Below are 22,603 nucleotides of genomic sequence, written 5' to 3'. Positions count from 1 at the left end.
TCAGCATCGCATATATCCTGCCGATACAGCCTGTGGATGCGGATTTTGGGCCGCGGGAACGCTCTCTCTCCCGGCCCCCTGTCCAAAAGTGCATATATGTGGTTTCCGGTTGAAAAGCCCGGTAACGTTGACTACGCAGGAACTCCAGTACCTCGCAGTCTTAGGAGTCCGGCGGCGTGCCTCAGGACAAGACCAGCGATCCCCGACAGTCGTCGGGTAACAAACTATCGGTGCTGCGTAAGCATCCGATCTTCGCTGATCTGGAGCCGGAGGCGCTCGATCAGCTCTGTCGCTATGCCAAGCACACCACCGTCAAGCGCGGTGCAATGATTGCGGCCAAGGGCGATCCCGGCAACAACCTCTTCGCGGTCATCTCCGGCACGGTGAAGATTTCTTCCTCTTCACCCGACGGCCGCAATGCCATTCTTAATTTGATCGGCCCCGGAGAAATATTTGGCGAGATCGCGGTGCTCGATGGTGCGCCACGGTCGGCGGACGCGACCGCCAATACCAACTGTGAGCTCTACATCATTGATCGCCGGGACTTCCTTCCCTTCGTGAAGAGCCAGCCGGCACTGGCGATGAAATTCATCGAGCTGCTCTGCGGCCGGCTGCGCTGGACCAGCCAGCAGGTCGAGCAGGTGATCTTGCAGAACCTGCCGGGACGGCTCGCCAGCGCGCTGCTCGGCTTGACCGAGGAGCGCAAGCTCGACTCCGGCAGTGGAACCCTCGCGATCACCCAGCAGGAGATCAGCGAGATGGTCGGCATGACCCGCGAAAGCATCAACAAGCAGTTGCGGGCCTGGGCCGCGCGGAGCTGGGTCCGCCTCGAGCATGGCGCCATCGTCGTGCTCGACGTCGACGCGTTGCGCGAGCTCGCCGAAAGCGGTCTCGAGGGCGAGTGAGAGCGTTCGGTGTCAGCCGTCGATGATGGCGACCGCCCGCGTCCAGCCCGCCGAGGCCCGCTCGATCTTCACGGGGAAGCAGGAGACCGTGAAACCCGTCGACGGCAGCTTATCGAGATTGTGCAGTTTCTCGAGATGGCAATAGCCGATGTGACGCCCGGCCTTGTGGCCCTCCCAGATCAGCTTCGCATCCTTGGTCTCCGCGTATTTCTTCGCGGTATGGACGAACGGCGCGTCCCAGCTCCAGCCGTCGGTGCCGGTCAGCCGCACGCCGCGCTCGAGCAGATACATCGTGGCATCATAGCCCATGCCGCAGCCTGAGCTGACGTAGTCGGCGCGCCCGAATTTCGCGCCGGCGCCGGTGTTGACGACGACGATCTCCAGCGGCGACAGCGTGTGCCCGATACGCCCGAGCTCCTGCTCCACGTCATCGGCGGTCGCCACATGGCCGTCCGGCAGGTGGCGGAAGTCGAGCTTCACGCCGGGCTGCAGGCACCACTCCAGCGGCACCTCGTCGATGGTCCAGGCGCGCTCGCCGCGGTTCATGGTCGGATGGAAGTGCCAGGGCGCATCGAGATGCGTGCCGTTGTGGGTCGACAGCGATATCTGCTCGACGGCCCAGCCTTGACCATCGGGAAGATCTTCCGCTTTCAGCCCGTCGAAGAACTGCAGCATGCGCGGCAGGCCCTGCTGATGATCGATGTATTGGATCGTCGGATGGTTGCCGGGCGGATCTGCCGGCACGTCATTCTGCAACGGCACCGAGATGTCGATTAGCTTCCGTGGCATGGCCATTCCCTCGTGAGGTCGTCCTGTTTTGGGGCATCTTGGAGGGGCTGATCGATCGATGCAACTCCTGCATTGATCGATGCCGGATTTGGCTTGGACACAGAATGCTGCCCGTCCTAGGGACGAAATTGGCGACATCGCGCTGACACAGCGCGTTCGCACCGGGATCGGGCGACCGTCTCGTCCGAACCTCCAAGCCGCAACCAATAGCGGTCGAGCATAAACCGAGAGGAACGTCCATGGATATGACGAGCATCGTTACCTCGCCTTCCGCATCGGCGCGGCAGCGAGGCGCGATTGCAAGGGGGCTGGCGCCTGCCGCACAGGTCCGCGCCGGCAAGCGGAAACATCGGCAGCCTGTTGCGCGGTCAGTTGCCGAGGTGCGGCACCGACCTGCGTCCGCCCGCTGGAAGCCCCGCGACAACGCCGAGGACTTCGCGGCGAAGATCATGAAGCAGCCGAATCCACCCGACTCCGTCCGCACAATGCTACCAAGGTGGTGCGTTTGTGACGCTTGACTTCGCACCTGAAGAGGAGCGCCTTAAGGCGGCCCGCAACACTTGCGCAACGACGACATAATCAATTGAGGAGGAAAGACCAGATGAAGACACTAACCGGCATCATCACAGCCGTTGCACTGGCGGTCACAGCGCCCCTGGCGACCGCACGCGATTTCCGCTCCGCCGACGTACACCCCGCCGACTATCCGACCGTCGAAGCCGTCAAGTTCATGGGCAAGCAGCTCGCAACGGCGAGCGGTGGCAAGCTCGGCGTGAAGGTGTTTCCCAACGGAGCCCTGGGCTCGGAGAAGGACACCATCGAGCAGCTCAAGATCGGTGCGCTCGACATGATGCGGATCAACGCATCGCCGTTGAACAACTTCGTGCCGGAAACCATCGCGTTGTGCCTGCCGTTCGTCTTTCGGGATACGCAGCACATGCGCAACGTTCTCGACGGGCCGATCGGCGATGAAATCCTGGCGGCGATGGAGCCTGCGGGTCTCATCGGTCTTGCCTATTACGACAGCGGCGCTCGCTCCATCTACACGGTCAAGGCGCCGATCAAGTCGCTCGCGGACGTCAAGGGCCTGAAGATCCGCGTCCAGCAATCCGACCTGTGGGTCGGCATGATCCAGAGCCTCGGAGCCAACCCGACGCCGATGCCGTATGGCGAGGTCTATACCGCGCTCAAGACCGGTCTGGTGGACGCTGCCGAGAACAACTGGCCCTCCTACGAATCGTCCCGTCACTTCGAGGCAGCCAAATTCTATAATGTCACTGAGCATTCCCTGGCGCCCGAAGTTCTCGTGATGTCCAAGAAGGTCTGGGACACGCTGAGCAAGGAGGATCAGGCGATGATCCGCAAGGCGGCCAAGGAATCGGTGCCCGTCATGCGCAAGCTCTGGGACGAGCGTGAGCAGGCGTCCCGCAAGACCGTCGAGGCGGCCGGCGTTCAGGTCGTCACGATCGCGAACAAGCAGGAGTTCGTGGATGCGATGAAGCCGGTGTACCAGAAATTCGCCGGCGACGAAAAGCTGCAGAGCCTCGTCAAGCGTATCCAGGACACGAAGTAAGATCACAGCGTCGGGTGCCGGCGTCGCCGAGCGGCGGCGCCGGACCCTTCGTGAGGAGCCGCCGATGACAGACCCACATGTCGCAAGCCACGAGCCGGAGACAGCGGAACGGCCGTCGACCGGCTTGTTGTCGCGGATCAATGCCACCGTCGCTCGCCTCGGGATGTATCTGTCCGTGAGCGGCCTGCTCGTCATCGTCACCATCGTGTTCTACCAGGTGTTTGGACGCTACGTGCTCAATTCCAGCCCGACCTGGACGGAGAACCTTGCGCTGGTTCTGATCCTGTACGTCACGCTGATCGGGGCCGCCGTCGGTGTGCGCGATGCCGGGCACATCGGGATGGACAGCCTGCTGGTGATGCTGCCGGATCATTTGCGAGAGAAGATCGAGCTCGTGATCCATGTTCTGGTGGCAGTGTTCGGCGTTGCGATGGTCTATAATGGGTGGATCCTCGGGGCGTCGGTCGGCACCGTGAAGATCCCCAATCTCGGTCTTCCCGAGGTCGTTCGCTACGTACCGCTGATCGTCTCCGGCGTCCTGATCGTCTCCTTTTCAATCGAGCACATCATTGCTCTCCTGCGCGGCGAAGAGGTCGTCCCCTCATGGAATTGATCATTCTCGGCGCCACCTTCTTCGGCTTCCTCATACTCGGCGTACCGGTCGCCTTCGCGATCGGCCTGTCGGCCATCTGCACCATCCTCTACGAAGGCCTGCCGGTTGCCGTGATCTTCCAGCAGATGATGTCGGGGATGAACATCTTCTCCTTCCTCGCCATACCGTTCTTCGTCTTCAGCGGTGAGCTGATGCTGCATGGCGGCGTCGCCGACAAGATCGTGCAGCTTGCCAAGAACCTCGTCGGACACATCCGCGGCGGGCTCGGTATGTCGAACGTGGTCGCCTGCACGCTGTTCGGTGGCGTATCCGGTTCGCCCGTGGCCGACGTGTCGGCGATGGGGGCGGTCATGATCCCGATGATGAAAAAGGAAGGTTTCGACACCGACTACGCCGTCAACGTCACCACCCACGCCTCGCTGGTCGGAGCGCTGATGCCGACCAGTCACAATATGATCATCTATGCCCTGGCTGCCGGCGGCAAGGTGTCGATCGGCGCGCTGATCGCCGCCGGCATCCTGCCGGCGCTCGTGCTGATGGCGTGCATGCTGGTTGCCGCTTACGCGGTCGCGGTGAAGCGAGGCTATCCGGCCGGCAAGTTCCCGGGCTGGGCCGAGGTTTTCCGCTCGTTCGCGGCCGCCCTGCCGGGCCTTCTGATCGTCGGTATCATCCTGGCGGGCATCCTGTCAGGCGTCTTCACGGCAACTGAATCCGCGGCCGTCGCGGTCACTTACACGATCCTGCTGACGTTCTTCATCTATCGCACCATGACCTTGAGGAACTTCCTGCGGGCCGCGGCCAAGGCGGTGAAGACGACGGGCGTGGTACTGCTGCTGATCGGCGTCTCCACCATGTTCCAGTATCTGATGGGGCTCTACGAGGTGGCCGACCTCGCCGGCGATATGATGAACAAGGTGTCCTCGGAACCCTGGATGATCTTCCTGCTCATCAACGTCATCCTGTTTTTGCTCGGCACATTCATGGACATGGCGGCGACCATCCTGATCTGCACGCCGATCTTCCTGCCGATTGCGATGAAGGCGGGCATGGATCCCGTGCAGTTCGGCATGCTGATGCTGATCAACTGCGCCCTGGGGCTGAACACCCCGCCGGTCGGAACGACGCAATTCGTGGGCTGCGCCATCGGCGGCATCTCGGTGGGCGCGGTGATGCGGACCATCCTGCCGTTCTACGCCGCCCTGATCGCAGCGCTCATGTTCGTGACCTATGTTCCCGCCTTCTCGCTGTGGCTGCCGCGCCTGCTGATGGGGTACAAGGGGTAGCAGCAACAGGGAGAATCCGTCCGTGACGGACTATCGCAAGCTCTTCGATCTCAGCGGCAAGACCGCGGTGGTGCTGGGTGCCGGATCGGGTATCGGCAAGTCCTCGGCCGAGGCGTTGGCGGCGCTCGGCGCGCGCGTCGTCTGCGCCGACCGAACCGCGAAGGACGCCGAAGCGACCGCCACGAAGATTCGCGACGAAGGAGGCTGGGCTGACGCCGCCGCCTGTGACGCAGCCAGCGCGGCTGACGTCGCGGCGCTCGCCAAAACGGTGATGCAGACATTCCCGCGGCTCGATATCGCGGTGACGACGCCGGGGCTGAACATCCGCAAGACCATTCTCGATTACACCGAGGAGGATCTCGACCGCGTCCTCAACCTGAACGTCAAGGGCACCGTCTGGTTCTTCCAGGCCTTCGGCCGCATCATGGTCGAGCAGAAGGGCGGCAGCATCATCGCCTGTTCGTCGGTGCGCGCGGTCACCATCGAGCCAGGCCTTGGCATTTACGGGTCGACCAAGGCGGCGATCGGCCTCCTGGTGAAGGGCTTTGCCTCGGAGGTCGGACATGCCGGCGTTCGCGTCAACGCGATTGCGCCGAGCATCGCCGAGACCGCCCTGACCGGCCCGTTCAAGCAGCGTCCCGACATCTACGATCTCTATGCCCGGCATACCGTCTTCAACCGCTGGAGCAGCGCCGACGAGGTCGCGACCGCGGTGGCCTATCTCGCCTCGGATGCCGCAAGCTATGTCAGCGGCAGCACGTTGTTCGTCGATGGCGGCTGGACCGCCGTCGACGGTCCGCCGACCGGTCTCACGCAGCTCAGCAAGTAGTGCGCGCCGCGATCTAGCCTGCAAAGCCGATGCGCCGGCGCAGCTCTCTCTGGTCTGCTTCGGTCAGCAGCCCGATCAGGGCGCGCGCTGCGGAGGCATGTGCGGCGGGTGTCGTCACGCCCGCCGTGTACATCGTTGCGAGCTCGTGTCCCGGAGGTAGCGAGCCGGACAGCACAATGCCCTCTGTCGCAATGATCTCGGTCGCCTGCGTGCATCCGATCGGGCGTTTGGTATCGCACGCCGCAAGCTGCCGCATTGCGGTCGCGCCGTTCGGAAAGATCTTGAGGCGCGACGCGACCTCGCCGGCGATGCCGAGCCGGTCCAACACCTTGGCAACATGAATTCCAGCCGTGGAGGCCTTGATGTCGGGGACAAAGATCGCATCGGCCGCGCGCAGCGCGTCCCGCAGATCGGACTCGGTCTTGACGGTGACCTTGGGGTCGTTGGCGCGGACGGCGAGAGCCGTCTCGACCACGCCGACATCGGCGATGGAGGCCGCATCGACGAGCTTTTCGTCGGCAAGCTTCGTCACGAGCGCACGCGTCAGGATGACGAGATCGGCAGGCGTACCACCACGCAACTTGTCCGCCATCATGCCGACCGCGCCGAACTCGCCCTCGATGCCACAGCCAGTACGCGCCTTGAAATTCTTGGCCAGCTCGGCGACGAGGCCCTGCGCCGCGCCGCCGCTCAAAATATGGATCGCCGTCATGATGCAAACTCCATTGCCGCGATCAGCCTCTCGCGCGTGATCGGAAGGTCGCGCACGCGGACGCCGAGGCAATCGAACACCGCGTTCGCAATCGCCGCCGTCACCGGGCCGTGGGCAGCTTCGCCGGCGCCGACCGGCGCGACCTCGGGCCGCTGGATGACCTCCACGTCGACGGCGGGCACCTCGCTGAATGTCAGGATCGGATAATCCGTCCAGGACGTGGAGGTGATGCGCGTGCGGTCGAAGCGGACGCGTTCCTTCAAGACCCAGCTCGTTGCCTGGATCGCACCGCCCTCGATCTGGTTGATCACGCCATCCGGATTGATGGCCTCTCCGACGTCGACCGCGAGCGTCAGTCGCCTGACGCGAATGTCCGCTTCGCCTTCGATCTCGGCGATCGCCGCGCAATAGGCCCCGGTGTTCTTGTAGCGCGAGAAGCCGAGGCCGTAGCCGATCCCCGCTTTCTCTTCCGGTTTCCATTTCGCGCGCGCCGCAGCTGCGCGGATCACGTCCTTGGCGCGCTCGTCGCGCAAATGGCGCAGCCTGAGCTGGACGGGGTCTTCACCGCGGATGGACGCGATCTCGTCGAGCATGGATTCGATCGCGAACACATTGCCTTGCGCGCCAAGCGTTCGTAGCGCCGAAGTGCGTATGGGCATGGTCAGGAGGCGATGGCTCTCGATCGTCCAGGCCGGAAAATCATAGAGCGGAACGGAGTTGCGGTCGCTGCCACCGCCATTGGCCGCCGGAGGGTCCGACGAGATCAGGCGCGGGTAGGGCGCGGCGAGCTCGGTTGCCGCGAGCAGGGCAGGCTGCGTCGCACGTCCCGGCCGCGCGGTATGGCCGTTGCTCCAGATCCGGTGCCACCAGCCAACGATCTCGCTCTGCGAGTCGAGATCTGCCTCGATCTCGATCGCCATCGCCGCACCGAACGGCGCGTGCGACATTTCATCGTGCCGTGACCACTGCACCCGCACCGGACGTCCGCCGGTCGCCTTCGCCAGCAGCACCGCGTCCAGCGCGACGTCATCGGCCGCATTATGGCCGTAGCAGCCGGCGCCTTCCATGTGCTCGACAGTGATGTTCTCGGCCGGCAGCTTCAATACGATCGCAAGGTCGGCGCGCAGCATGTAGACGCCCTGGCTGTGCGTCCAGACGCGGACGTGATTGCCCTCCCATTGCGCCATCGCGCATGACGGTGCGATCGAGGCGTGTGCGATGTAGGGACGAGTGTATTGCCGTCGGATCGTACGCGCGATTTGCCTGGGCGTGGCTGCGTCTCGTATGTCGATGATCCTGGTTTCGACCGGCTGGCCCTTCAGGAAGCCAGCCAGATCATCCTCGTCGGGCAGCGGCTCGCCGGCTGACCATGTCGCGCCCCTACGCAACGCTTTCAACGCAGCCTCGGCGCCGTCCTCGGTCTCGCTGACGATACCTGCGAAGCTGCCGTCTCGCACCATGGCGACGAAACCTGCAACCCCCCGCGCTGCCGCTTCATCGAGAGCGACGAGTTTTGCGCCGGATAGCTCCGGCCGCAGGACGCGGCCATGCACCATGTTCGCCAGCGGCGCGTCGTGAATGAAGCGCGGCCGGGCGAACACCTTGTCGGGAATGTCGATCCGTTGAACGGACTGCCCGGCAACGCCGCGCGCGGCGGCCGGTTTCGTGACGACTTCCGTTGTCACGTTGCGATCGAGCGAGACCTCGCCGGCGAGCTCCCAGTAGCTGGTCCGGACATTGCCCGGTCCGGAGATTGTGCCGTCGTCGATGTCGAGCGTCGATGCGTCGACGCCGAGACGCTCCGACGCCGCTGCGAGGAACAGCCAGCGCACCTCGGCGCAAGCCTGGCGCAGCGCGCGGCCCGATTGCTGGATCGAGAGGCTGCCTGAGGTGACGCCTTCGTTCGGGCTCGCAGCCGTCGACGCGCGGATCATCGCGATCCGGCCGATATCGACGTCGAGCTCGTCGGCGGCGATCTGCGCCAGTGCCGTGACGATGCCCTGGCCGATCTCGACCTTGCCGGGCGAGATCGCAACGCGTCCGTCGGGCGTGATTCTCACCCAGGACGACAGCCTTGGATTGGCAGCCAGACTGGGCGGCAGTTGCGGAGCACCGGGCGTGGTCATGGCGACGCCATTTCCGACGCTGCGCGCAGCACAGCGCGCACCATGCGGTTCTGCGAGCCGCAGCGGCAGAGGTTGCGATCGAGCGCTTGCCTGATCTCCGCCTCGGTCGGTGATGGCTTGCGCTTCAGCAGTGCTGCCGCGCTGATCAGGATACCCGGAACGCAGTAGCCGCATTGCATCGCCTGTTCGGCGATGAAGGCGCGCTGCAGCGGGTGCGGATGCTCGGGCGTGCCGAGACCCTCCACGGTCGTGACCTCCTTGCCGGCCACCGACCACAGCGGCATGTCGCAGGAGGCGAGCGCGTGGCCGTCGACCATCACGTAGCATGCGCCGCATTCACTGGCGCCGCAGCCGAAATGGCTGCCCGTGAGGCCAAGTCTGCCGCGCAGCGCTGCGAGCAGCGTCTGATCGGAATCCGCGTCGATCGCCGTGTCCGAGCCGTTCAGGCGAAATCGAATGGTTGGCATTGCCGGCGAAGACCTCAGGACTTATCGAACTTCTTGACGACATCGGCCCATTTCACGATGTCGCCGCGCAGGAACTTGTCGAACTCGCCCGGCGTCATCGCCATCGGCACGGCACCCTGTTCGGTCCACAGCTTGACGATGTCGGGCCGCTTCACCAGTGCCGTCACGGCAGCATTGAGCTTGTCGATGATCGGTTTCGGCGTGCCCGCCGGCGCCATAAGCCCGAGCCAGATAGTCGCTTCATAGCCGGGTACGCCGGCTTCGCCTGCGGTCGGAACGTTCGGCAACACCGCGGAGCGCTCTTTGCCCGTGGTTGCGAGCGCACGCACCTGGTTCTCCGTCACGTTGGGGGCCATCGCCGGCACCGCATCGATCATCATCTGCACCTGTCCGCCGATGACGCCGCTGCGTGCCTCGCCGCTGTTGCGATAGGGCACGTGCACCACGTCGATATCAGCCATTGCTTTGAACAGCTCTCCGGCCATGTGATAGGGCGTGCCCTGTCCCGATGATGCGTAGTTCAGCTTGCCCGGCTGCGATTTGGCGAGCGCGATGAACTCGGAAAGCGACTTTGCTTCTACGCTCGGATGAACCACGATGACGAGGTCGGAATAATTCACCGGCGCGATCGGTGCGAGGTCGTGCATCAGATCGTATTTGCGCTGGGCGGGCGTCAGCAGGGATTCGTTCGCGGTCTGGGTGTTGGACATCATCAGGAGCGTGTAGCCGTCGGCCGGCGACTTGGCGGCCTCCAGCGTGCCGATGACGCCGCCGGCCCCGGTGCGGTTCTCGATCACGAAGGGCTGGCCAAAACGTTCCTGCAGAACGTTGCCGATCAACCGCGCTGCAACATCTGCCGGGCCTCCGGCGCCGAAGGGAACGATGATCCGGACCGCATGCGCGGGATAATCCTGCGCGAAACAGCACGGCGCGGACATTAGGGTTAGCAGGCCGGCGGCCAATGCCAGCGCGAATCTTGGGCCTGTCATGCCCGCCTCCCTGACGACGTTCTTGTTGCCGCGTACTGTAGCGACAGGCCAAGCCGCCTGTCGACGCCTCACAAAGTCGATTTGACCGGAAAACTTGGCCAGGAATATTGCACGGTTTCCGGGTGGCCGTGCCCGGAACAGGCCGGGTCGGCCCCAGCAATTTGTATGGGCAATCCCGGATAAATGCGCTCGGCTGGCCGGTGCTTTGATGTTACGGGTTCGGCCATGAACCAGCACGCCAAGATCGCGATCCGCCATTCCACCTGTCCGCACGACTGTCCCTCGGCCTGCGCGCTCGACGTCGAGGTCATCGAGGGCCGCAGCATCGGTCGCGTCCGCGGCTCGAAAGAGCAGACCTATACGGCGGGCGTCGTCTGCGCCAAGGTCGCGCGTTATGCCGAGCGCATCCATCATCCCGAGCGGTTGATGTATCCGATGCGCCGCACCGGACCGAAGGGCTCGGGCCAGTTCGCGCGGATCTCCTGGGGCGAGGCACTGGATGAGATCGGGCATCGCTTCAACGCGGTCGAGCGCGAATTCGGCGCCGAGGCTGTCTGGCCCTATTACTACGCGGGCACCATGGGACTGGTAATGCGCGACGGCCTCAACCGCCTCACGCATGTGAAGAAATATTCGCGTTTCTATTCGACGATTTGCGCCAACGTGGCGCGCGTCGGCTTTGCGGTCGGAGCCGGCAAGATCACCGGCGTCGATCCGCGCGAGATGGGTGTCTCCGATCTCGTCGTGATCTGGGGCACCAACCCCGTGAACACACAGGTCAACGTGATGACGCATGCCTCTCGCGCGCGCAAGGAACGCGGCGCGAGGATCGCAGCCGTCGACATCTACAACAACGACACCGTGAAGCAGGCTGACATCAAGATCATCCTGCGTCCCGGCACCGATGGCGCGTTCGCGTGCGGCGTCATGCATGTCCTGTTCCGCGACGGCTATGCCGACCGCGCCTATATGGACAAGTACACCGATTGTCCCGGCGAGCTCGAAGCGCATCTGAAGACGCGCACGCCGGAGTGGGCGTCCGCGATCTCTGGAGTTCCGGTCGCGGAAATCGAGGCCTTTGCGAAGGCGGTCGGCGAGACCAAGCGGACGTTCTTCCGCCTCGGCTATGGCTTCAGCCGCAGCCGCAACGGTGCGGCCCAGATGCATGCCGCGGCCTGCATTCCCGCGGTGACCGGCGCCTGGCAATATGAGGGCGGTGGCGCCTTCTTCAACAATTACGCGCTATGGCACTTCGACGAATCCATCATCGAAGGCCATGACGCGATCGATCCATCGACACGCGCGCTCGACCAGTCCCAGATCGGTCGCATCCTCACCGGTGATGCCGAGGCCCTGCACGGCAAGGGTCCGGTCAAGGCGATGCTGATCCAGAATACCAACCCGATGACGGTCGCGCCGGAGCAGGTGCGGGTAGCGCAGGGTTTTGCGCGCGAGGACCTGTTCGTGGCGGTGCATGAGCAATTCATGACCGAGACGGCGCAGATGGCCGACATCGTGCTGCCGGCGACCATGTTCATGGAGCACGACGATCTCTATTACGGCGGCGGCCATCAGCACATCTCGGTCGGGGCCAAGCTGATCGACCCGCCCGGTGAGTGCCGCTCCAACCACGCGGTGCTGCAGGCGTTGGCGCCGCGTCTCGGCGCGAAGCACCGCGGTTTCGAGATGTCGCCGCGCGAACTGATCGATGCGACGCTGAAGCTCAGCGGCCACGGCGATATCGAGGCGCTCGAGGCGGATATCTGGCGCGATCTCCAGCCGGATTTCCGCACCTCGCACTTTCTTGACGGCTTTGCGCACGCCGACAAGAAATTCCACTTCAAGGCGGACTGGGCGCATCCGCCGTTCGGTCTGATGATGGGCGATTTCGACAAGATGCCGTCGCTGCCGGACCATTGGGCCGTGATCGAAGAAGCCGATCAGAACCATCCGTTCCGGCTTGCGACGAGTCCCGCGCGCAGCTTTCTCAACACGACCTTCAACGAGACGCCGTCCTCGCAGGCCCGCGAGGGCAAGCCGAGCGTGATGATCCATCCCCTGGATGCTGCCGCGCTCGACATCGCCGAGGGCGATGCCGTGACGCTCGGCAACACCCGCGGCGAGACGGCACTGATTGCAAGGCTGTTCGACGGTGTGCAGCGCGGCGTGCTGATCGCGGAATCCGTTCATCCGAACAAGAATCACATCGACGGTCGCGGCATCAATGTGCTGACCGGGGCGGACACGATCGCGCCGATCGGTGGTGCGCCGTTCCACGACAACAAGGTCTGGCTCAGGAAGGCAGTTGGTGCCTGAGCACGTCCCACGGCGTTGCAGGGTTGCTTCGAGGCGCTAAAGCGGCAGGTCGTCGTAAATTGCGCTTGCGCCGGCCGTCCTGCCTGCCCCAAATGTCGGGCAAGCGAGAGCCAACAAGCGAGCGTGCCATGACAGTCACCACAAGCGTCATCACCGAGAAGCGCGGGCAGGCATTCTGGATCACCATCAACCGTCCGGAGAAGCGCAATGCGCTCAATGGCGAGGTGATCGCTGGCATCGCCAGGGGCTATCGCGATGCGCATGACGACAAGGATGTCCGCGTCATCGTGCTGACGGGCGCGGGCGACAAGGCGTTTTGTGCCGGCGCCGATTTGCAGAATTCCGGCGCCGCTTTCGCGATGGATTTTTCCAGGCCCAACGTCGACTACGCCGATCTGTTGCGCCTCTCGCAGGATGCGACGAAACCTGCGATCGCGCGCGTTGGTGGCGTCTGCATGGCCGGCGGCATGGGCCTGTTGTGCATGACGGACATGGCGGTCGCCGCCGATCACGTCATCTTCGGCCTGCCCGAGGTCAAGGTCGGCGTGTTCCCGATGCAGGTGCTCAGCCTGCTGCAGAACATCGCGCCGCCGCGGCTCGTCAACGAATGGGCGCTTTCGGGCGAACCGTTCGAAGCCAGGGCTGCGCAAGCGGCGGGACTGCTGAACTATGTCGTTCCCGCGGCCGAGCTCGACGCCAAGGTCGACTGGCTGATCGGCCGTATCGTCGACAAGTCGCCGACCGCAATCCGCCGCGGCAAATACGCCATGCGCGCCATCGCCTCGATGTCGTTCGACGAAAGCATCGCCTACACCGAGAGCCAGATCGCGCTGCTCGCGATGACCGAGGACGCCAAGGAAGGCCTGAAAGCGTTCAGCGAAAAGCGCAAGCCGTCCTGGACCGGGCGGTGAGGGGACGTTTCCACGAACGGGCCACATGAAGACTGTCATGCCCCGCGAAGGCGCGAAGGCGGGGCATCCAGTACTCCGCGGCTCCTCCGTATCCCCGCGCCGTCTCTGGAATATTGGATCGCCCGCCTTCGCGGGCGATGAGGTCGATTCTACGGCACGGATGCGGGCGTCCCGCAGCTCTATCCCGCATTCGCCTTGAGGCCAGCAGCGGCGATGCCCGCAACGGCGCAGGCTTCGTCATTGTCCGAGGTGTCGCCGGAGACGCCGACGGCGCCGAGCAAGGTGGTGCCGTCCTGGATCAGCACGCCGCCGGGGACCGGGACCAGCGCGCCCTTGGCGATGGTGTTCACGGCGTCGATGAAATAGGCCTGCTCCTGGGCGCGCTGGAACAGGGCGCGCGATCCCATGCCCATTGCAAGCGCGCCGTAGGCCTTGCCGTGGGCGATCTCCGCACGCATCAGGCTGGTGCCGTCCTGGGCCGCCGCGAGCTTGAGGACGCCACGCGCGTCGAGGATGGTGACGACGAGCGGCTTCAGCTTCAGCTCCGCGGCCTTCGCGAAGGCAGCGTCGAGGATATTGCGGGCGGCGTCGAGGGTCAGTTCAGCCATTTGGAATGTCCTTGTGTGATGACGTTGTCGGATTTGCGTTGACGCGATCGAGGCTCATGGCGAGCACGCGCGCGACATGCAGCGCATCGCGCGCACTGCCGTCGTGGATCTGATGCCGGCACGAAGTGCCGTCGGCGACCACGAGCGTCGCCTGGTCCGCACGGCGCACGGCCGGCAGCAGTGACAGCTCGGCCATCTCGAGCGAGGCATCATAGGTGTCAGCTCCGTAGCCGAATGCGCCGGCCATGCCGCAGCAGCTCGACTCGATTGTCTCGACCTTCAGGCCGGGGACGAGGCGCAGCACCTGCTCGACCGGCTTGAAGGCGCCAAAGGATTTCTGGTGGCAATGGCCGTGCACGAGCGCCTTCTCGGCGATCATGCCGAGCGGCAGTTGCAGGCGTCCGGCTTCCGCCTCGCGCACCAGAAACTCCTCGAAGGTGAGGGCGTGGGCGCTGACCGCCTTGGCGTCATCGTCCTTGCGCAGCGACAACAGCTCGTCGCGCAGCGTCAAGAGGCAGCTCGGCTCGAGCCCGACGATCGGCACGCCCCGCGCGGCAAACGGGGTGAAGCTCGCAATGAGACGGTCGAGCTCGGCCTTCGCTTCCTCGACGAGGCCCGCGGACAGGAACGTGCGGCCGCAGCACAGCGGCCGGGCGCCGCTGACGGGTTTTGGCAGATGCACGCGATAGCCGCCTGCGACAAGCACGCGCAGCGCGGCATCGAGGTTCTCCCGCTCATAGACCCGATTGAACGTATCGGCGAACAGCACGACCTCGTGGCCATCGACAGGTCCGACCGCCTCCATAGGCGGCGCAAACACATCGCTGCGGAAGGCGGGCAAGGCGCGGCGTGCGCTGATTCCCGCAAAACGCTCGAACAGCTTCCGCAGCAGAGTGCTGCGGTTGCGCAGGTTCGCAAGCGGCGCGAACCGCGCGGCAAGGCCCGCATAGCGCGGCAAATAGCCGACCAGCCGGTCGCGCAGCGTCAAGCCGTGAGACGCGGCGCGCGCGGCCAGCACCTCGATTTTCATCTTGGCCATGTCGACGCCGGTCGGGCATTCATGGCGGCAGGCCTTGCAGGAGACGCAGAGCTTCAAGGTCTCCATCATCTCGTCGGAGGAAAGCGCATCGGGGCCGAGCTGGCCGGAGATCGCGAGCCGCAGCGTGTTGGCGCGGCCGCGGGTGACGTCCTTCTCGTTGCGCGTCGCGCGATAGGACGGGCACATCACGCCGCCCTCGAGCTTCCGGCAGGCGCCATTGTTGTTGCACATCTCGACCGCGCCCTGGAAGCCGCCGCCGGCGCCGGGATAAGCGGACCAGTCGAGCTTGGTCTTGAGCTCAGTGATGCGATAATCCGGCCGGTAGCGGAACAGCGAGCGGTCGTCCATCCTAGGCGCATCGACGATCTTGCCGGGGTTGAGCACGCCATCGGGATCGAACCGCCGCTTGACCTCCCTGAAATCCGCGACGAGACGCTCGCCGAACATCGTTTCGTGAAACTCCGAGCGCACGATGCCGTCGCCATGCTCGCCGGAATGCGAGCCCTTGTACTCGCGCACCATGGCGAAGGCGTCTTCCGCGATGGCGCGCATCGCCTTCACGTCCTTCTCCAGCTTCAGGTTCAGGACGGGGCGCACATGCAGGCAGCCTTCGGAGGCGTGCGCATACATCGTGCCGCTGGTGCCGTGCCTGGCGAAAACCTCGTTCAGCCGTGCGGTGTAGTCGGCGAGATGCGGCAGCGGCACGGCACAGTCCTCGACGAAAGAGACCGGCTTGCCCTCCTGCTTCATCGACATCATGACATTGAGGCCGGCAGCGCGGAAATCGGCGATGCCGCTTTGCAGGGCGGGCTCGGTGATCTCGACCACGCCGCCCCATTTGCGCTTGTCGTTATTCCAGCCGAAGCCGAGATCGCCCATCAGCTCGGCGAGCTGCTTCAGGCGCGCGAGATTGTCCGCCTGATCCTCTTCGGCGAACTCCACCACCAGCACCGCATCCGGATCGCCCTTGATGGCGGCGCCGATGATGGGCCGAAACATCGCGATGTCGCGACCGAGCGCGATCATGGTGCGGTCGACGAGCTCGACCGCGATCGGCTTGAGCTTGACGAGATGCTGGGCCGCATCCATCGCCTCGTAGAAGCTGCCGAAATGGCAGACGCCGAGCGCCTTGTTGCGGATGACGGGCCACAGCTTCAGCTCGACCTTGGTCGTGAAGCCGAGGGTGCCCTCGGACCCGACCAGGAGATGCGCCATGTTGTTGGGCGCATTGCGCGGAGTGAGCGCATCGAGATTGTAGCCGCCGACACGGCGCTGCACCTTCGGAAATCTGTCTGCGATCTCATCGGCCTCACGCGCGCCGAGATCGAGCATGTCGCGGAACAGCGCCAGCGCAAGGTTGCCGGCGCTCACGCCGTTGAGGTCGCGCGGCACCTCGCCGAAGCCAGCTATCGTGCCGTCGGCAAGGGCTGCTTCCATCGACAGCGTGTTGTCGCGCATGGTGCCGTAGCGCAGCGAGCGGCCGCCGCAGGAATTGTTGCCGGCCATGCCGCCGATGGTGGCGCGTGACGCCGTCGAGACGTCGACCGGGAACCACAGGCCGTGTTTCTTGAGCTGGCGGTTGAGATCGTCGAGAACGATGCCGGGCTCGACCACGCAAGTCCGGTTCTCGATGTCGAGCGAGAGGATCCGGTTCAGGTGCTTTGAGACATCGATGACCAGGCCGTCATTGACGGTCTGGCCGCATTGCGAGGTGCCGCCGCCGCGCGGGGTGATCTTCAGGCCCTCGTCGCGGGCAATAGCCAGCGCCCGCAGCGCCTCGTCCATGCTGCGCGGCACAACCACCCCCAGGGGCATGATCTGGTAGAAGGAGGCATCCGTCGCGTAGCGGCCGCGGCTGAAGGCGTCGAACAGGACCTCGCCCGTGATTTCACGGACCAGACGCGCAGCCAGGTCGCTCTTTTGTGCCGAATTTCTCGGTTTTTCGGCCACGTCAGCCGTCATGATCCGCTCTCGCTCCTTCGCCGGTGACGTCTTGCCTAGGGTCTGCCGGCTTGGCAAGGCGAGCCCTGCTTCTTGCGCATTGACGGGCCTCCCCAGGCGGGGGACAAGCCCGGCGAATAGTGATATTCGAGCGGCTCGCCGAGACCCCTCGGAAGGCTCTCAAGACCGGGAAGGACGCCTATGACCGTGCACACTGGAAGGCATTTTCTCCAGATTCCAGGACCGACCAACGTGCCCGACCGGGTGCTGCGGGCGATGGACATGCCGACGCTGGACCACCGCGGTCCGGAGTTCGCCGAGATCGGTTTTGCCGTCCTGGCCGCGATGCAACGGGTTTTCCGCACCAAGCAGCCCGTGATCATCTTTCCCTCCTCCGGAACCGGCGCCTGGGAAGCGGCGATGGTCAATGTGCTCTCGCCCGGCGACAAGGTCTTGATGTGCGAAACCGGCCAGTTCGCCGTGCTGTGGCGCGGCATCGCCGACAAGTTCAGGCTCGACGTCGACTTCATCCCGAGCGACTGGCGCCATGGCGCCGATCTCGCCGAGATCGAACAGCGCCTGTCTGCCGACAAGCAGCACAAGATCAAGGCGGTCTGCGTCGTGCACAACGAGACCTCGACCGGCTGCGTCACGCCGCCCTCGGAAGTGCGCAAAATCCTCGACCGCGTGAAGCATCCGGCGCTGTTGATGGTCGACACCATCTCCGGCCTCGGCTCGATGGAATATGAGCACGATGCCTGGGGCATCGACGTCTCGGTCGCAGGCTCGCAAAAGGGCCTGATGTTGCCGCCCGGGCTCGGCTTCAACGCCGTCTCCGAGAAAGCGCTGGCCGTAGCCAAGGCTAATCAGGGCATGCGCTCCTATTGGGACTGGCAGGAGGTCATCGCCTTCAACAAGGCCGGCACCTTCCCCTACACGCCCGCGACCAACCTGCTCTTCGGACTGCGCGAGGCGGTCAAGATGCTCGAAGAGGAGGAACTCGAGAACGTCTGGACGCGCCACAAGCGCCATAGCGCCGCGACGCGCGCGGCGATCAAGGTCTGGGGCCTGGAGACCCAGTGCGCCGATCCCAACGCGCATTCGCCGGCGCTCACGGGTGTGCGCATGCCCGAGGGCCACGACGCCGACAATTTCCGGAAAGTGGTGCTGGAGAACTTCGACATGTCGCTCGGCACCGGCCTGAATAAGGTCAAGGGCAAGGTGTTCCGGATCGGCCATATCGGCCATTTCAACGATCTGATGCTGATGGGCACGCTGTCCGGCGTCGAAATGGGCCTGGATCTTGCCAAGGTCCCGCACCGGAGCGGCGGCGTGCTGGCGGCCATGGACGTCCTCAAGGGACGCGACGCGGTGCCGATGACCAAGGCTCAGGTCGCCTGATCTAACCTGAGTGAACTGAAGAAAGAGAGCGCGCGATGAACGCACCGGTGACTGAAGACCTGCTCTATTCCGTCACGGACGGCATTGCGCGCATCACCTTCAACCGTCCGCAGGCGCGCAACGCGCTGACCTTCGCCATGTATGAGCGCATGGCGGAGATCTGCCAGGCCATCAATGCAGACCGTTCGATCAAGGCATTGATCCTGACCGGTGCCGGCGACAAGGCATTCGCCTCGGGCACCGACATCTCGCAGTTTCGCGCCTTCAAGACCGCGCAGGATGCGCTCGATTACGAAGCGCGGATCGATCGCGTGCTCGGCACGCTGGAGCAGTGTCGCGTCCCCGTCATCGCGGCGATCGCGGGGGCCTGCACCGGCGGCGGCGCGGGGATTGCGGCCTGCTGCGATCTCCGCATCGGGACGGAAACCACCCGCATCGGCTTTCCGATCGCGCGCACGCTCGGCAACTGCCTGTCGATGTCGAACATCAGCCGCGTCGTCTCATTGGTGGGACCTGCCCGCACCAAGGACCTGATCTTCAAGGCGCGCCTCGTCGAGGCGCCGGAAGCCCTGGCGCTCGGCCTGCTCAACGAGGTCGTGCCTGACGTCGAGACGCTTCAGCGCCGCGCCGACGAAACCGCCAAGCTCGTCGCAAGCCACGCGCCGCTCACGCTGGAAGCCACCAAGGAGGCGGTACGCCGTATTCGCCGCACGCTCTCGCGTGAAGAAGGCGAGGATCTGATCCTCAAGGCCTATATGAGCGAGGATTTCCGCGAAGGCATGGATGCCTTTCTCAACAAGCGCCCGCCGAACTGGAAGGGCAAGTAGGACCCGGTCGCCGCGCGTCCCGTCAGCCGAAAGTCATATGCGGCGGAATGCCCGGCTGCTTGAACTCCTCAGCATTCCTCCGCACAATGCGTTGACAAATTCCCCGGCGTCAAAAAGCCAATAACAACCAAGGGACGAAACTCGTGCGAATTCCAGTGAAGGCCGTCGGAGCTGCGGCGGCCCTGTTGATGAGCGCGCCGGCTTTGGCCGGCTGGGAGCCGACCAAGCCGGTCGAGATCGTGGTCGCAGCCGGTGCGGGCGGCGCCTCCGATCAGATGGCGCGCATGATGCAGGCTGCGATCCAGAAGAACAATCTGATGAAGCAGCCCATGGTGGTGTCGCTCAAGGGCGGTGCGTCCGGTGCCGAAGCCCTGATGTACATGAAGTCCAGCGAGGGCGACCCGAACAAGGTGCTGATCGCCTATTCGCTGATCTACATGTTGCCGCTATCGGCCAAGATCCCCTTCAATTGGCGCGACCTGACGCCGGTCTCGGTGATCGCGCTGGACCAGTTCGTGCTGTGGGACAGCGCGGCGGGGCCGAAATCGACGAAGGAGTTCATCGAGGCGGCGAAGGCCGCAAGCTCCCCGTTCAAGATGGGCGGCACCGGCTCCAAGCGTGAGGATCACGTGCTCACCGTCTTCCTCGAGCAGAAGACCGGCGCGAAATTCTCCTATCTGCCCTACAAATCGGGCGGCGAGGCCGCGACCCAGCTCGTCGGCAACCACACCGAATCCAACGTCAACAACCCCAGCGAAAATCTCGAAGTCTGGCGCGCGGGCCAGGTGCGTGCGCTCTGCGTGTTCGACAAGGAGCGCATCTCCTACACCACCAAGGTGACGGAGACGCAGTCCTGGCACGACATCCCGACCTGCAAGGAGGAGGGGCTGGACATCCAGTACCTGATGCTGCGCGCGATGTTCTTGCCCGGCAAGGTGACGGCGGAGCAGCAGGCCTTCTATGTCGACCTCTTCCAGAAGGTAACGCAGACGGCGGAATACAGGGATTACATGGAGAAGCAGGCGCTCAAGCCGATCTTCCTCACCGGCAAGGACATGGTCCAGTTCCTCGAAGAGGACGACGCGCTGAACAAGTCGCTGATGACGGAAGCGGGTTTCGTCGCGAAGTAGCCGTCTTCACCTCGCCCCGCAAGCGGGGAGAGGGGATGGCCGCAGTGGTTGTTGTCGCTCATGTCTCAAACCGATCTAGAAATCGTCGTCGACGACCCGACCGCGCCTGAAGACGACTCGCCGAGCGTCGTCAGTTCGGGAACGATCGAGATCATCGTCTCGCTCCTGCTGCTCGCACTCGCGATCACGCTTGGCTACGACAATTGGCGCACCGGCATTTCCTGGGATTCGACCGGACCCGAGCCCGGCTACTTCCCGTTCTATCTGTGCGTCATTCTCGCCGGTGGAAGCCTCTATGGCCTCGTGGCGGCACTGCTCGCGCGGGGCGCCCGGGGCGAGCCGTTCGTCACCCGCGCGCAGGCCCGCCGCGTGATGGCAGTGTTCCTGCCGACGCTGCTGTTCTGCCTGATCACTCAGTTCCTCGGGCTCTATGTCGCGAGCTTCCTGCTGATCGCGGGCTTCATGCGGCTGATCGGCAAGATCGCGTTGTGGAAGTCGCTGCTCACCGCATTCCTGTTCACGGCGATCATGTTCGTCACCTTCGACATCGCCTTCGACGTCATCATGCCGAAGGGACCGCTCGAAGCGGCCTTCGGTTTCTAGGGCGGGCCCGCGATGGAAGCGTTCGGTCTCCTCCTCCACGGCTTTGCCGTCCTGCTCACCTGGAAGACGCTCGTTCTGATGATGGTCGGGCTGGTGCTCGGCATCTTCGTCGGCGTGCTGCCCGGGCTCGGCGGCCCCAACGGCGTCGCCATCCTGCTGCCGCTGACCTTCACGATGGATCCGACCTCGGCCATCGTCATGCTGTCCTGCATCTATTGGGGCGCGCTGTTCGGCGGCGCCATCACTTCGATCCTGTTCAACATCCCCGGCGAAGCCTGGTCGGTGGCGACCACTTTCGACGGCTATCCGATGGCACAGCAAGGCAGGGCGGCGGAAGCGCTCACCGCGGCGTTTACCTCCTCCTTCATTGGCTCGCTGGTCGCGGTGCTGCTGATCACCTTCCTTGCACCGCTGATCTCGTCCTTCGCGCTCAAATTCGGTCCGCCCGAGTTCTTCGCCGTGTACCTCCTGACCTTCTGCTCCTTTGTCGGTCTCGGCCGCGAGGCCAAGCACAAGACCGTCATTTCGATGTCGCTCGGCCTTTTGCTTGCCGGCATCGGCATGGACACCGTGTCCGGCCAATTGCGCATGACGTTCGGCTCCGCCGAACTGCTCCGCGGCATCAACTTCCTCGTCGCCGTCATCGGGCTGTTCGGAATCAGCGAGATTCTCCTGACGATGGAGGAGCGGCTGGCGCTGCGCGGGCATGCCGCGAGCATCTCGCTGCGCGTCGTGCTGTCGGTCTGGAAGGATCTGCCGAAATACTGGGTGACGCTGCTGCGCTCATCCTTCATCGGCTGCTGGCTCGGCATCACGCCGGGCGGCGCGATCGCGGCGTCCTTCATGGGCTACAATCTCGCCAAACGCTTCGCCAAGGACCCCCAAAGCTTTGGCAAGGGGCGTATCGAGGGCGTGTTCGCGCCGGAAACGGCGGCGCACGCCTCCGGCACCTCGGCGCTGCTGCCGATGCTCGCGCTCGGCATTCCCGGTTCGGGAACGGCGGCCATCCTGCTTGGCGGGTTGATGGTGTGGGGCCTCAATCCGGGGCCACTTCTGTTCGTCGAGCACAAGGATTTCGTCTGGGGCCTGATCGCCTCGATGTATCTCGGCAATGTCGTCGGCCTCGTGCTGGTGCTGACCACTGTGCCGATCTTTGCTTCGATCCTGCGCGTGCCTTTCGCCGCGGTCGCGCCGATGATCGTGGTGTCCTGCGCGATCGGGGCCTACGCCATCCAGAACGCGATGTTCGACATCTGGCTCATGCTGGGCTTCGGCGTCGTCGGCTACGTCTTCAAGAAGATCGGCATTCCCCTGGCGCCGTTCACATTGGCACTTGTCCTCGGCAACCGCGCTGAGGACGCTTTTCGCCTGTCGATGATCGGCGCCGGTGGCGACCTCAAGGTGTTCTGGTCGAACGGGCTGGTTGGCTCGATCACGACGCTGGCGATCGTGCTCCTGTTCTGGCCGCTGATCGATTCCCTGTTCAGCCGGATCCGGCGGTCGCCGCGGCCGACCCCTGCCTCGGGCTAGCTGTCGGCTGA

The 22,603-nt window shown here is 64.4% G+C and carries 19 protein-coding genes; 12 read left to right on the top strand and 7 right to left on the bottom strand.

Annotation, left to right across the window (positions count from 1 at the left end; translation table 11 throughout):
* Window positions 1-176 precede the first annotated feature (176 nt).
* Window positions 177-905: a Crp/Fnr family transcriptional regulator gene (locus tag ACV1FX_RS10230; RefSeq protein WP_473117426.1), complete on the top strand. Its 729-nt coding sequence runs from the start codon at window positions 177-179 to the stop codon at window positions 903-905.
* Between the two features lie 12 nt (window positions 906-917).
* Here ACV1FX_RS10230 and ACV1FX_RS10225 read toward each other — a convergent pair whose 3' ends face one another.
* Window positions 918-1,694 carry a cyclase family protein gene (locus ACV1FX_RS10225; RefSeq protein WP_473117425.1) on the bottom strand — a complete coding sequence of 259 codons (777 nt, stop codon included), beginning with the start codon at window positions 1,692-1,694 and terminating at the stop codon, window positions 918-920.
* 601 nt (window positions 1,695-2,295) lie between these two features.
* On the opposite strand from ACV1FX_RS10225, the gene ACV1FX_RS10220 reads away from it, so the two are divergent.
* The 4 genes from ACV1FX_RS10220 to ACV1FX_RS10205 all read left to right on the top strand — a co-directional run bounded on the left by ACV1FX_RS10220 (window position 2,296) and on the right by ACV1FX_RS10205 (window position 5,992).
* Window positions 2,296-3,267, top strand: coding sequence for a TRAP transporter substrate-binding protein (locus tag ACV1FX_RS10220; protein ID WP_473117424.1), 972 nt, complete (start codon window positions 2,296-2,298; stop codon window positions 3,265-3,267).
* A 64-nt stretch (window positions 3,268-3,331) separates the two neighbouring features.
* Window positions 3,332-3,880: a TRAP transporter small permease gene (locus tag ACV1FX_RS10215; protein WP_473117423.1), complete on the top strand. Its 549-nt coding sequence runs from the start codon at window positions 3,332-3,334 to the stop codon at window positions 3,878-3,880.
* Window positions 3,871-5,163: a TRAP transporter large permease gene (locus tag ACV1FX_RS10210; RefSeq protein ID WP_458151354.1), complete on the top strand. Its 1,293-nt coding sequence runs from the start codon at window positions 3,871-3,873 to the stop codon at window positions 5,161-5,163. The genes ACV1FX_RS10215 and ACV1FX_RS10210 overlap by 10 nt, the downstream gene beginning before the upstream one ends.
* 22 nt (window positions 5,164-5,185) lie before the next feature.
* The gene (locus ACV1FX_RS10205) at window positions 5,186-5,992 is read left to right on the top strand and encodes an SDR family NAD(P)-dependent oxidoreductase (protein ID WP_473117422.1); all 807 of its coding nucleotides are present in this window, start codon (window positions 5,186-5,188) and stop codon (window positions 5,990-5,992) included.
* A 13-nt stretch (window positions 5,993-6,005) separates the two neighbouring features.
* Here the strand turns inward: ACV1FX_RS10205 and ACV1FX_RS10200 are convergent, their stop codons facing one another.
* Genes ACV1FX_RS10200 through ACV1FX_RS10185 form a run of 4 tightly spaced genes read right to left on the bottom strand, consistent with a single transcriptional unit; the run spans window position 6,006 to window position 10,286 of the window.
* Window positions 6,006-6,704 carry a molybdate ABC transporter substrate-binding protein gene (locus ACV1FX_RS10200; RefSeq protein WP_473117421.1) on the bottom strand — a complete coding sequence of 233 codons (699 nt, stop codon included), beginning with the start codon at window positions 6,702-6,704 and terminating at the stop codon, window positions 6,006-6,008.
* Complete coding sequence (locus tag ACV1FX_RS10195) at window positions 6,701-8,830, bottom strand: xanthine dehydrogenase family protein molybdopterin-binding subunit (RefSeq protein WP_473117420.1); 2,130 nt, start codon at window positions 8,828-8,830, stop codon at window positions 6,701-6,703. The genes ACV1FX_RS10200 and ACV1FX_RS10195 overlap by 4 nt, the downstream gene beginning before the upstream one ends.
* Entirely contained in the window at window positions 8,827-9,297 is a 471-nt protein-coding gene (locus ACV1FX_RS10190) for a (2Fe-2S)-binding protein (protein ID WP_473117419.1), read from the bottom strand. Before ACV1FX_RS10190 ends, ACV1FX_RS10195 begins: the two co-directional genes overlap by 4 nt.
* A gap of 14 nt (window positions 9,298-9,311) precedes the next feature.
* The gene (locus ACV1FX_RS10185; RefSeq protein WP_473117418.1) at window positions 9,312-10,286 is read right to left on the bottom strand and encodes a tripartite tricarboxylate transporter substrate binding protein; all 975 of its coding nucleotides are present in this window, start codon (window positions 10,284-10,286) and stop codon (window positions 9,312-9,314) included.
* Window positions 10,287-10,511: 225 nt separating this feature from the next.
* Here ACV1FX_RS10185 and ACV1FX_RS10180 point away from each other — a divergent pair, with 225 nt between their 5' ends.
* Both ACV1FX_RS10180 and ACV1FX_RS10175 read left to right on the top strand, forming a co-directional pair.
* Window positions 10,512-12,602: a molybdopterin oxidoreductase family protein gene (locus tag ACV1FX_RS10180; RefSeq protein WP_473117417.1), complete on the top strand. Its 2,091-nt coding sequence runs from the start codon at window positions 10,512-10,514 to the stop codon at window positions 12,600-12,602.
* 128 nt (window positions 12,603-12,730) lie between these two features.
* Window positions 12,731-13,513 carry an enoyl-CoA hydratase/isomerase family protein gene (locus tag ACV1FX_RS10175; protein ID WP_473117416.1) on the top strand — a complete coding sequence of 261 codons (783 nt, stop codon included), beginning with the start codon at window positions 12,731-12,733 and terminating at the stop codon, window positions 13,511-13,513.
* A gap of 179 nt (window positions 13,514-13,692) precedes the next feature.
* On the opposite strand, the gene ACV1FX_RS10170 is transcribed toward ACV1FX_RS10175, so the two are convergent.
* Window positions 13,693-14,121, bottom strand: a complete 429-nt coding sequence (locus ACV1FX_RS10170) for a GlcG/HbpS family heme-binding protein (RefSeq protein ID WP_473117415.1) — start codon at window positions 14,119-14,121, stop codon at window positions 13,693-13,695.
* Window positions 14,114-17,122 carry an FAD-binding and (Fe-S)-binding domain-containing protein gene (locus tag ACV1FX_RS10165; RefSeq protein ID WP_473117414.1) on the bottom strand — a complete coding sequence of 1,003 codons (3,009 nt, stop codon included), beginning with the start codon at window positions 17,120-17,122 and terminating at the stop codon, window positions 14,114-14,116. Before ACV1FX_RS10165 ends, ACV1FX_RS10170 begins: the two co-directional genes overlap by 8 nt.
* Window positions 17,123-17,302: 180 nt before the next feature.
* Here ACV1FX_RS10165 and ACV1FX_RS10160 point away from each other — a divergent pair, with 180 nt between their 5' ends.
* The 5 genes from ACV1FX_RS10160 to ACV1FX_RS10140 all read left to right on the top strand — a co-directional run bounded on the left by ACV1FX_RS10160 (window position 17,303) and on the right by ACV1FX_RS10140 (window position 22,592).
* Window positions 17,303-18,502 carry a pyridoxal-phosphate-dependent aminotransferase family protein gene (locus ACV1FX_RS10160; protein ID WP_473117413.1) on the top strand — a complete coding sequence of 400 codons (1,200 nt, stop codon included), beginning with the start codon at window positions 17,303-17,305 and terminating at the stop codon, window positions 18,500-18,502.
* A 35-nt stretch (window positions 18,503-18,537) separates the two neighbouring features.
* Window positions 18,538-19,329, top strand: a complete 792-nt coding sequence (locus ACV1FX_RS10155) for an enoyl-CoA hydratase/isomerase family protein (protein WP_473117412.1) — start codon at window positions 18,538-18,540, stop codon at window positions 19,327-19,329.
* 188 nt (window positions 19,330-19,517) lie between these two features.
* The gene (locus tag ACV1FX_RS10150; protein WP_473117579.1) at window positions 19,518-20,459 is read left to right on the top strand and encodes a Bug family tripartite tricarboxylate transporter substrate binding protein; all 942 of its coding nucleotides are present in this window, start codon (window positions 19,518-19,520) and stop codon (window positions 20,457-20,459) included.
* Between the two features lie 60 nt (window positions 20,460-20,519).
* On the top strand, window positions 20,520-21,062 hold the full coding sequence (locus ACV1FX_RS10145; protein ID WP_473117411.1) for a tripartite tricarboxylate transporter TctB family protein: 543 nt from the start codon (window positions 20,520-20,522) through the stop codon (window positions 21,060-21,062).
* Between the two features lie 12 nt (window positions 21,063-21,074).
* Entirely contained in the window at window positions 21,075-22,592 is a 1,518-nt protein-coding gene (locus tag ACV1FX_RS10140) for a tripartite tricarboxylate transporter permease (protein WP_473117410.1), read from the top strand.
* Window positions 22,593-22,603 lie beyond the last annotated feature (11 nt).

The organism is Bradyrhizobium ingae (assembly GCF_055791185.1).
Note: the sequence above shows the minus strand (reverse complement) of the source record. Positions and strands in the feature narration are given on the sequence as shown.

Bases quoted from the DNA above. Each gene is read 5' to 3' on its own strand.
- ACV1FX_RS10155 (WP_473117412.1), top strand. From the start codon at position 18,538: ATGAACGCACCGGTGACTGAAGACCTGCTCTATTCCGTCACGGACGGC.
- ACV1FX_RS10150 (WP_473117579.1), top strand. From the start codon at position 19,518: ATGAGCGCGCCGGCTTTGGCCGGCTGGGAGCCGACCAAGCCGGTCGAG.
- ACV1FX_RS10215 (WP_473117423.1), top strand. From the start codon at position 3,332: ATGACAGACCCACATGTCGCAAGCCACGAGCCGGAGACAGCGGAACGG.
- ACV1FX_RS10170 (WP_473117415.1), bottom strand. From the start codon at position 14,121: ATGGCTGAACTGACCCTCGACGCCGCCCGCAATATCCTCGACGCTGCC.
- ACV1FX_RS10200 (WP_473117421.1), bottom strand. From the start codon at position 6,704: ATGACGGCGATCCATATTTTGAGCGGCGGCGCGGCGCAGGGCCTCGTC.
- ACV1FX_RS10175 (WP_473117416.1), top strand. From the start codon at position 12,731: ATGACAGTCACCACAAGCGTCATCACCGAGAAGCGCGGGCAGGCATTC.
- ACV1FX_RS10185 (WP_473117418.1), bottom strand. From the start codon at position 10,286: ATGACAGGCCCAAGATTCGCGCTGGCATTGGCCGCCGGCCTGCTAACC.
- ACV1FX_RS10145 (WP_473117411.1), top strand. From the start codon at position 20,520: ATGTCTCAAACCGATCTAGAAATCGTCGTCGACGACCCGACCGCGCCT.
- ACV1FX_RS10195 (WP_473117420.1), bottom strand. From the start codon at position 8,830: ATGACCACGCCCGGTGCTCCGCAACTGCCGCCCAGTCTGGCTGCCAAT.
- ACV1FX_RS10165 (WP_473117414.1), bottom strand. From the start codon at position 17,122: ATGACGGCTGACGTGGCCGAAAAACCGAGAAATTCGGCACAAAAGAGC.
- ACV1FX_RS10160 (WP_473117413.1), top strand. From the start codon at position 17,303: ATGACCGTGCACACTGGAAGGCATTTTCTCCAGATTCCAGGACCGACC.
- ACV1FX_RS10225 (WP_473117425.1), bottom strand. From the start codon at position 1,694: ATGCCACGGAAGCTAATCGACATCTCGGTGCCGTTGCAGAATGACGTG.
- ACV1FX_RS10140 (WP_473117410.1), top strand. From the start codon at position 21,075: ATGGAAGCGTTCGGTCTCCTCCTCCACGGCTTTGCCGTCCTGCTCACC.
- ACV1FX_RS10220 (WP_473117424.1), top strand. From the start codon at position 2,296: ATGAAGACACTAACCGGCATCATCACAGCCGTTGCACTGGCGGTCACA.
- ACV1FX_RS10180 (WP_473117417.1), top strand. From the start codon at position 10,512: ATGAACCAGCACGCCAAGATCGCGATCCGCCATTCCACCTGTCCGCAC.
- ACV1FX_RS10190 (WP_473117419.1), bottom strand. From the start codon at position 9,297: ATGCCAACCATTCGATTTCGCCTGAACGGCTCGGACACGGCGATCGAC.
- ACV1FX_RS10210 (WP_458151354.1), top strand. From the start codon at position 3,871: ATGGAATTGATCATTCTCGGCGCCACCTTCTTCGGCTTCCTCATACTC.